The following is an 8,863-nucleotide window of genomic DNA, read 5'->3' on the forward strand; positions in this document are numbered from 1 at the left end:
ATATATTATCCTATTATCATTGATTATTGACATTTAATATTAAGATAATACCTTTGGTTACTATAGATAAGCTAAAAGTTTTTAAATGGAACTAGAATAGTATATAAAAAAGGAAGTAACCTTAGAGTATAAAGTTAACTTCCTTTTATTTAAATTAATCTTCTTGGAATTTTTATGTTCATATGTTCTTCAATCTTTTTTAATATTTCCATATTTTTATCTGCTATAAACATACATGTATAACCTTTTTCATTTGCTCTTCCTGTTCTTCCTATTCTATGTATGTATGCTTCAACAGATTCAGGGGCATCGTAGTTATAAATATGTGTAACCCCTGTAATGTCAAGTCCTCTAGAAGCGACATCTGTAGCAATTAAATATTGTATTTTTGCATCTCTAAAATTTTTCATAATTCTTTCGCGCTTATTTTGAGGGATATCACTGTGTAATTTCTCACAATTAAAACCGCTTTGTACCAAAGCCATCTCTAAATTATCAACTCTTCTTTTGGTTCTGCAAAAGATTACTGCCATAAAAGGATTATCCAATTCTAAAACTTTTTTCAAAGAATCTTGTTTCCATCTATCAGTAGTTTCAACAACTTCTTGTTTTATATTATCCAAAGCTACATTATCTTTCTTTATAGAAACCACAATAGGATCTTTCATATATCTATATGCAAGTTTTTTTACAGCCGAATCCATAGTAGCAGAAAAACAAAGCGTTTGATGTTTCTTTGAACATTCCTTTTTAATTAATTCAACTTCATTTTTAAATCCCATAAATAACATTTGATCTGCTTCATCTAAAACGAATGTTTTAAGCTTTAACAAATTAATAGTTCCTCTTTTAATATGATCGAGAAGTCGTCCAGGAGTTGCAATTATAAGATGGACATTCCCTTTAAGTTTATTTAGTTGGGATCCAATATCCTTTCCTCCATATGCTGCTAAAATATTTATATTTTTAGATTCTTTTAATTTTATAGCTTCTTCATAAATTTGAATAGCAAGCTCTCTCGTAGGAGTAAGTATCAAAACTTCAGTATTAGCAGATTTTTCATTTATATTTTCAAATATAGGAAGTAGAAAAGCTAAAGTCTTACCTGTACCAGTATCAGCTTCTGCAATTACGTCTTTTCCATCTTTTATAATAGGAATGCTTTCAGATTGAACCATAGTAGGTTTTTTAATTCCATTATTTTTTAATATATTTATTAAACTCTCAGATATACCTAATTCATTAAAATTCATTATATTCTACCTTTCACCAATTTTTTGTTGAGCTATTATATAATAACACAACTATATCTAATTTACTAAGGTATGTACTAAAATTATAATTTAACCTAAAGCAGTTCATGTCACAAATTTATTATTTTCTTTCAAAAATCTAATATACTAACATAACTAAAAAATTTTTTTCATAATATTAGTTGAAAAGAATAAGTAGGAGAATGGCATAATGGATTTAATTTGTTCTATTGGACCAACTGTTAACACATTAGAAGACATTCATAGGTACTATAAAGCTGGAATGACCATACCTAGATTTAACTTTTCACATGTTAATTATAATAAGTTTGAAAAATTAATTCTGGGAATAAAGACAAACTATCCTGAAATGAAAATTCTACAAGATCTTCAAGGTAATAAACTAAGGGTATCGAAAATGTATAGGACGGAGAATAGAGTTAATAGAGGTGAAAAAGTAATTTTTTGTTTAGAATGTAACTATGAAAATTTACTTAGAAAAAAAAGTTTAGAAAGAGTAAAGGTTGTACCAATAAATTACGAAGGAAGTTTATCTGACTTAAATAATGTTAATATCATTTTAATGAAAGATGCCACAATGAGTTTTAATATAAGTGAACATAGAAAAGACTACATATCAGCTATAACAGAAAGAGGAGGTATATTAAGGGCTGAAAAGGGAATTAATGCTCCAGGAATTATAAGAAAAAATTTAAAACTTACCTCTAAGGATAAGTTTGACATTAATTGGGCTATTTCCAAAGGTGTTGATATTATATGTCTTTCTTATGTTACATCATCTGGAGATATGATTGAAGTTAAAGAATACATAAAGAAGGCTAAGATAAAAAACAATAGGTGTGAGTCTATTAAAGTATGGGCAAAGATTGAATGCATGGAAGGAGTTAATAATTTTGAAGAAATTTTAAAAGTCAGTGATGGAATAATTCTTGGAAGAGGAGATTTGAAATGCGAAGCTCCCATAGATAACATACCAGTTATACAAGAAAATTTACTGCTTAGAATGAAAAAGAGTAGGAAACCATTCATTATAGCAACTTATATTTTAGATTCAATGAAAAGAAGTTTCATTCCGTCATTAGCAGAAATAGATGATATATATAATTTCATGAAGAATAAAATAGATGGGGTAGTGTTAAGTACTGAACTTACAGCGTCTAGAGAGCCTATACAGCTTATAGAATATTTAAATAAATTACTTAATAAGTATGAGGAGAAAATCAAAAAGTAATTTAAATTTTGTGTACTGATTAAATATTATGTAAAGTAATCTTGTGAAAATAAAATATAAATGCTATCTTAGATATATAATAAAATACAAGGATTGATTAATATGAATTTTGTTGCAATAGATTTTGAAACTGCAAATGAAAAAAGAAATAGTGCTTGCTCACTAGGAATAACAAGAGTGGAAAATGATAAGATAGTTGAGGAAAAATATTGGTTAATAAAACCACCAGAAATGAGATTTCTTCCACAAAATACATGGATTCATGGAATTTATCCTAAGGATGTTGAAAAGGAAAAAACTTTTTTAGAACTTTGGGATGAAATTAAGCCTTATTTAGAGGCGGATATTTTAATAGCTCATAATGCTTCTTTTGATATGAGTGTGTTAAGAAGCCTTTTTGACTATTATAATATTGAAACACCTTATATAAAATACGCTTGCACAGTAATTCTGTCCCAAAATCATATAAGCGAAGTTAGAAATCATAAATTAAATACCTTGGCAGAGTTTGTTGGTTATGAATTTAAGCATCATCATGCTTTAGAAGATGCCAACGCCTGTGCGATGGTTATGATTTATTTATGCAATTTACTTAAAATAAACGATTTATTATCCTTAAATTTAAAGGGAGGTATTACCCTTGGAGAAATATATCCTGGTGGCTACACACCATGTTCATCTTTAATAAAAAATAAGAATAAAAAAGCTAAAAATGATGAGTTATATTTAAAAGAGGTAAATAAAGATGTAGATTTCTTCATTGATAAAGTGGTTGTATTTACTGGTCCATTGTCTTCAATGAAAAGATATGAAGCTTCAAATGTAATTTATAAGCTAGGTGGCACGGTTGGAAGTAGTGTAACTAAAAAGACTGAAGTTTTAATAACAGGTATTAAAAATAGGGATAGGATAGATAACTTCTATAAAAGTACTAAACTTAGAAAAGCAGAATCCTTAATTAGAAGTGGACAAGAAATTCATATATTGAGTGAAGATGAATTTTTAGAGTTAATTTCAGGATAAAGTAGCTTAAAACAGAGTACATTATGCTTCCTTCGTTGTACATTAAGAAAAATTATAGTAAAATAATTAAGATTAATTTAAGGAGGCTTTTACATGAGCAAAGTAATCGTTATTGGTGCTGGCCCAGCAGGTATGATGGCAGCCATAACAGCAGGAAAAGAACATGAAGTTATTCTTTTAGATGGAAATGAGAGGATAGGCAAAAAGTTATTTATCACAGGAAAAGGTCGTTGCAATGTAACAAATGCAAAAGATATTTCTGAATTTTTTGACTTTATCCCTGGTAATCCTCATTTTTTATATAGCTCTTTATATACTTTTACAAATGAAGATACAATGAATTTTTTTGAAAGTGAAGGAATAAAGTTAAAGGTGGAAAGAGGCGGAAGAGTGTTCCCGGAATCTGATAAATCTTCTGATATTATACGTGGATTATCTGATGGATTAAGTAAATCAAATGTAAAGATTTTGCTTAACTCTAAGGTAACTGACATTATATCTGAGAATAGAAATATTAAAGAGATAATAGTTAATGATTCAGTGAAAATAAAAGGAGATTATTTTATTATAGCTACAGGTGGAGCATCTTATCCTCTAACGGGATCTAAGGGAGATGGTCAAAGATTCTCAAAGAAACTTGGACATAATATCATAGAATTAAAACCTTCATTAGTTCCTATAGAAATAAAAGAAAGTTTGGTAAAAGAGTTAATGGGTTTATCCTTAAGAAATGTAACTGTAACTATTAAAGAAGGTAATAAAACAGTATATAATGACCAAGGTGAAATGCTTTTTACTCATTTTGGGGTATCAGGTCCTTTAATACTAAGTGGAAGCAGATTTATTAAAAAAGATAAGAGTTATACACTTTCTATTGATTTAAAACCTGCCTTATCAATTAGTGAATTAGATAAAAGAGTTCAAAAAGACTTTCAAAAATATATAAATAAGGATTTTAAAAATTCTTTAGATGATCTTTTACCAAAAAAATTAATACCGCTTATAATTAGTCTTTCAGAAATTTCTGAGTCAAAAAAAGTAAATGAAATAACTAAAGAAGAAAGAAAAAGATTAGTTAGTATTATAAAAAACTTTGAAATGAAAGTTAAAGGTCTAAGAAGTCTTGATGAGGCTATAGTCACTGCTGGCGGAGTAGATACTAAGGAAATTGACCCATCTACTATGAAGTCTAGAGTTATTAATAATTTATCTTTTGCAGGAGAAGTTATTGATGTGGATGCTTTTACTGGAGGATATAATGTCCAAATTGCCCTTTCAACTGGATATATTGCAGGGTTAAATATTTAACTTGTAGAAAATAGTAAAAAATTATATAATTTAAGATAGAGTTCAAAAAAAGAAAGGTGGAAATACACTTTGAAAATATCAGTTGCTATAGATGGCCCTGCTGGAGCAGGTAAAAGTACTATTGCTAAATTAGTGGCAAAAAAATTTGACTTAATGTACATAAACACAGGTGCTATGTATAGAGCAGTTGCTTTAAAATCAAAGGAAAATGGTTTAAAAGCAGATAATGTAACAGAAATATGCAAGTTAATTGAAACTATGAAAATGAGATTTGAAAAGGATGATTTAGTATTAAATGATGAAAATATCCAAAGTAAAATTACTATGCCAGAGATAAGTTCAATAGTTTCAGCTTATGCATCAATACCAGAAGTTAGAAAGATGTTAGTTAAGCTTCAAAGAGAGATGTCAAAGGAGTTTAACGTAATAATGGATGGTAGGGATATAGGTACTGTAGTACTTAAAGATTCATCTTTCAAATTTTTCTTAACAGCAACTCCAGAGGAGAGAGCTACTAGAAGATATAAAGAGTTAAGAGAAAGAAATATAGAATGCTCTTATGATACTATTTTGAAGGATATCATAGAAAGAGACTATAAAGATTCACATAGAGAAGTAGATCCTTTAAGAAAAGCTGATGATGCAATTGAAGTTGATACTACTGGACTTAATATAGAAGAAGTTACTGACAAGATTATTGGACTTATAAATCTTAAGATAAACAATTAACTTATAAAATTAGGAGACTTATAATAATGAGAACAGTTAAATTAGCCGATAATGCCGGTTTTTGCTTTGGTGTTCAACGTGCAGTGGAAGAAGCATTAAAAATACAAAAACAATATAATAAAAAAATTTATACATTAGGACCATTGATCCATAACAATGATGTAGTGAAATTTTTAGAAGAACGAAATATTTATGCTATAGAACTTGATAGTTTAGATAGTCTGAGTAAAGGTGATGTAATAGTAATTAGATCTCATGGAATTGGGAAAGATATAATTACTAACCTTGAAAAACGCGAACTAATTGTAGTTAATGCAACATGTCCGTTTGTTACAAATATACAGAAAAAGGTAGAAAAATTTTCTGCTGAAGGATATAATATTGTTATTCTTGGTGATGAAAAGCATCCAGAAGTTGTAGGAATCAATGGATGGTGCAATAATGAAGCTATAATAACTAAAGATGGATCACTTCCAGAAGATTTACCAAAGAAAATATGTGCAGTATCTCAAACTACTGAAAAAAAAGAGAATTGGGATAAAACTGTTAAAAATTTAGAGGATAAATCTGAGGAAATATTAACTTATAATACAATTTGTTTAGCTACAGATGAGAGGCAAAGAAGTGCTGAAAAGCTTTCAAAAGAAGTAGATGCTATGATTGTAATAGGTGGGAAAAATAGTTCTAATACCACTAAACTATATCAAATAGCAAAAGCAAATTGTGCAAATACTATTCATGTTGAAAACTCTTCTGAATTACCGGAAGAATACATAAATAATAACAAATATGAAAAGATTGGAATTACCGCTGGTGCATCTACACCAGATTGGATAATTAGGGAGGTTATTAATATTATGCAAGATACTATTAACAATAATGACGAACAATTACAATTGATGGAAGAAATGGACAAGAGATTTAGAATAGGGGATGAAGTTGAAGGGGAAATACTTTCAAAAACTAGAGATGAAATACTAGTTTCACTAGTAGGTTATAAATCTGATGGAGTTATACCTTTTAAAGAATTAACAGCTATGTGTGAACCACAAGAAATGGCGAATAAACTAGTTGTTGGCGAAAACATTAAAGCTAAGGTAATTAAGCTTCAAAATAGTGACGGATATGTTGTACTTTCAAGATTAGAATATGAAAAGAAAGCAGCTTATGAAGAATTAGAAAAGCTATATAACGAAGGTACAATTTTCGAAGTAAAGATTGATGAGGTTAAGGAAAAAGGACTAGTTTCTTATTATAATGGTGCAAGAATTTTCATACCTGCATCTCAAATTGATGTAAGATTTGTGGAAAATAAGGAAGAATTAAAAGGAAAAACTTTACAAGTTAAGTTAATCGAATTATCTATTGGAAAGCATTCTAAGATTATAGCTTCAAGAAGAGTTATATTAGAAAAAGAAATAGCTGAAAAAGAAGCAGCAGCATGGGCTAGCTTACAAGCTGGAGATATAGTTAAAGGTGAAGTTAAGAGATTTGCTAAATTTGGAGCTTTCATAGATGTAAATGGTGTTGACGGATTATTACATCTTTCTCAAATATCTTGGAAGCATATAAATAAAGCAGAGGACATATTGAAAGTTGGAGATATTGTCGATGTTAAAATTATTGAATTAGATAAAGAAGCAAAGAAATTATCTTTAAGTATAAAACAATTAACTCCAGAACCATGGGCTAATGCAGCTGAAAAATATCCTGAAGGATCTGTTGTTTTAGGTAAAGTTGCTAGATTAAATGATTTTGGTGCTTTTATCGAATTAGAACCAGGATTAGATGGTTTAGTTCATATATCTAAAATAAGCCATGATAGAGTTGAACATCCTTCACAAGTTTTAACTGTTGGAGAAGAAATCAAGGCTGTAATTCTATCTGTAGATCAAGAAAATAAGAGAATAAGCTTAAGTATGAAAGACGTTTAAAATAGGAATTTATTATTAGGACTCCCATATTATATATAGGGAGTTCTTTTCCTATTTGAAATGAGGTAGTAATGTATGATAACAGTTGAAAGGTTAAACAATAATAACTTTAGTGAATTTAATAATTTAATAAGAGAATCAAAGAGAAAAACTCAATATAGTATGGATTTTTATAAGTTTTATGATAATAAAACATTTATTTATAAATATATAATACGTAAAATGGTTCATCTTATTAAGGTTGATAGAAATTTTGTAGGTTATATTTGGGTTGAGTCACCATCATACCAATCTACACGTCTTTCTGATATTTTTATAAAAGATGAATATATGAACTATTTTAGTTCAAGCTTACCATTGATGCTAAAAAGTACTGTAGTTACTTATGAATGCTTTGAAGATTCCTATACATTAAGCCTTCTTCATAAGCTTAATATGAGTAGGATTAGACTGACATATTTAATGAAGTTAAGTAGCTTTACAAAAGAAAATAGTAGTTTTCATGAGGATATAGCCTTTCATATCTATGATCATAAAAAGGATGCTAAAACTAGGTGTTATCTTCAAAATTCAATTTTTATGGATAATAATAGGGTTCCATTAACAGTTGAGGATATACGTTATGATGAAAAACAGGACTATTATTTAAAGGATCTTAGTTTGTTTATTTATAAAGGGGTGAATCCTATTGGTTATGGACAAATTATATATAGTAGAGGAATATATTTGATTGTTAACTTTGGCATTTTAGAAGGTTATAGAGGTAGGGGGTATGGTGCAGATCTTATAAATAAGCTTATTTCTTTAGCAAAAAGCAAAGGTATAATGGATATTTATATAAGGGTTGATTTTAATAATAACCCTGCTATAGCGCTTTATAGAAATGTTGGATTTAAAGACGTTGGTAATTTTTCAACTTGGGTATGGTCTAAAAATCTTATGTAAATTTAGAATACGGAGATGATAAAATGAGTAACGATGTGTATTCAATTATATCTATGGAAATAGAGAAAATAATAAATGATTTTAATAAAGAATATTCGGATAATAGGACAGAACTATATGCTACTGCTCGCAGTAATGGCACAGGAAAGTGGAAAATAACCCTTAATGGATCCAAAACATACTATTTAGATAAAGATGAAATCCTATCTGAAATTAGTAATATTGGAGAACTTGGAACTGTAATAAGAAAACAATTATATAGAAAAATTAAAAGTTAATAATATGTAAGTATTAATTAGTGAAGGATAGATAATGTGAAAAAATACATTTTCTATCCTTTACTTTATGTGTGCCCAGCATGGGCACGTACTAGTCGGTGAAAGTCCGATATGGGGGTTGATAGTGCCAACCATTAGCTT

8 protein-coding genes are annotated in these 8,863 nt (G+C 28.7%); 7 read left to right on the plus strand and 1 reads right to left on the minus strand.

Annotated elements, in window-relative coordinates; genetic code table 11:
• Nucleotides 1-149: 149 nt before the first annotated feature.
• Complete coding sequence (locus H9661_RS17825; RefSeq protein WP_191770114.1) at nt 150-1,253, minus strand: DEAD/DEAH box helicase; 1,104 nt, start codon at nt 1,251-1,253, stop codon at nt 150-152.
• A 211-nt stretch (nt 1,254-1,464) separates the two neighbouring features.
• On the opposite strand from H9661_RS17825, the gene H9661_RS17830 reads away from it, so the two are divergent.
• The 7 genes from H9661_RS17830 (at nt 1,465) to H9661_RS17860 (ending at nt 8,722) form a co-directional block, all read left to right on the plus strand.
• Nucleotides 1,465-2,505 carry a pyruvate kinase gene (locus tag H9661_RS17830; RefSeq protein WP_191770116.1) on the plus strand — a complete coding sequence of 347 codons (1,041 nt, stop codon included), beginning with the start codon at nt 1,465-1,467 and terminating at the stop codon, nt 2,503-2,505.
• A gap of 102 nt (nt 2,506-2,607) precedes the next feature.
• Nucleotides 2,608-3,528 carry an exonuclease domain-containing protein gene (locus tag H9661_RS17835; RefSeq protein WP_143315212.1) on the plus strand — a complete coding sequence of 307 codons (921 nt, stop codon included), beginning with the start codon at nt 2,608-2,610 and terminating at the stop codon, nt 3,526-3,528.
• A gap of 93 nt (nt 3,529-3,621) precedes the next feature.
• On the plus strand, nt 3,622-4,836 hold the full coding sequence (locus H9661_RS17840) for a BaiN/RdsA family NAD(P)/FAD-dependent oxidoreductase (RefSeq protein WP_143315211.1): 1,215 nt from the start codon (nt 3,622-3,624) through the stop codon (nt 4,834-4,836).
• Between the two features lie 69 nt (nt 4,837-4,905).
• The gene (gene cmk / locus H9661_RS17845; protein ID WP_143315210.1) at nt 4,906-5,565 is read left to right on the plus strand and encodes a (d)CMP kinase; all 660 of its coding nucleotides are present in this window, start codon (nt 4,906-4,908) and stop codon (nt 5,563-5,565) included.
• Nucleotides 5,566-5,591: 26 nt separating this feature from the next.
• Entirely contained in the window at nt 5,592-7,499 is a 1,908-nt protein-coding gene (locus H9661_RS17850; RefSeq protein ID WP_143315209.1) for a bifunctional 4-hydroxy-3-methylbut-2-enyl diphosphate reductase/30S ribosomal protein S1, read from the plus strand.
• Nucleotides 7,500-7,574: 75 nt separating this feature from the next.
• The gene (locus tag H9661_RS17855; RefSeq protein WP_143315208.1) at nt 7,575-8,444 is read left to right on the plus strand and encodes a GNAT family N-acetyltransferase; all 870 of its coding nucleotides are present in this window, start codon (nt 7,575-7,577) and stop codon (nt 8,442-8,444) included.
• A gap of 23 nt (nt 8,445-8,467) precedes the next feature.
• Nucleotides 8,468-8,722 carry a hypothetical protein gene (locus H9661_RS17860; protein ID WP_143315207.1) on the plus strand — a complete coding sequence of 85 codons (255 nt, stop codon included), beginning with the start codon at nt 8,468-8,470 and terminating at the stop codon, nt 8,720-8,722.
• Nucleotides 8,723-8,863 lie beyond the last annotated feature (141 nt).

This window comes from Clostridium cibarium (assembly GCF_014836335.1).
Lineage (GTDB): Bacteria > Bacillota > Clostridia > Clostridiales > Clostridiaceae > Clostridium > Clostridium cibarium.

Excerpts from the sequence above, each read along its gene's own strand:
- H9661_RS17860 (WP_143315207.1), top strand. The coding sequence starts at position 8,468 with ATGAGTAACGATGTGTATTCAATTATATCTATGGAAATAGAGAAAATA.
- H9661_RS17825 (WP_191770114.1), bottom strand. The coding sequence starts at position 1,253 with ATGAATTTTAATGAATTAGGTATATCTGAGAGTTTAATAAATATATTA.
- H9661_RS17855 (WP_143315208.1), top strand. The coding sequence starts at position 7,575 with ATGATAACAGTTGAAAGGTTAAACAATAATAACTTTAGTGAATTTAAT.
- H9661_RS17850 (WP_143315209.1), top strand. The coding sequence starts at position 5,592 with ATGAGAACAGTTAAATTAGCCGATAATGCCGGTTTTTGCTTTGGTGTT.
- H9661_RS17835 (WP_143315212.1), top strand. The coding sequence starts at position 2,608 with ATGAATTTTGTTGCAATAGATTTTGAAACTGCAAATGAAAAAAGAAAT.
- H9661_RS17830 (WP_191770116.1), top strand. The coding sequence starts at position 1,465 with ATGGATTTAATTTGTTCTATTGGACCAACTGTTAACACATTAGAAGAC.
- H9661_RS17840 (WP_143315211.1), top strand. The coding sequence starts at position 3,622 with ATGAGCAAAGTAATCGTTATTGGTGCTGGCCCAGCAGGTATGATGGCA.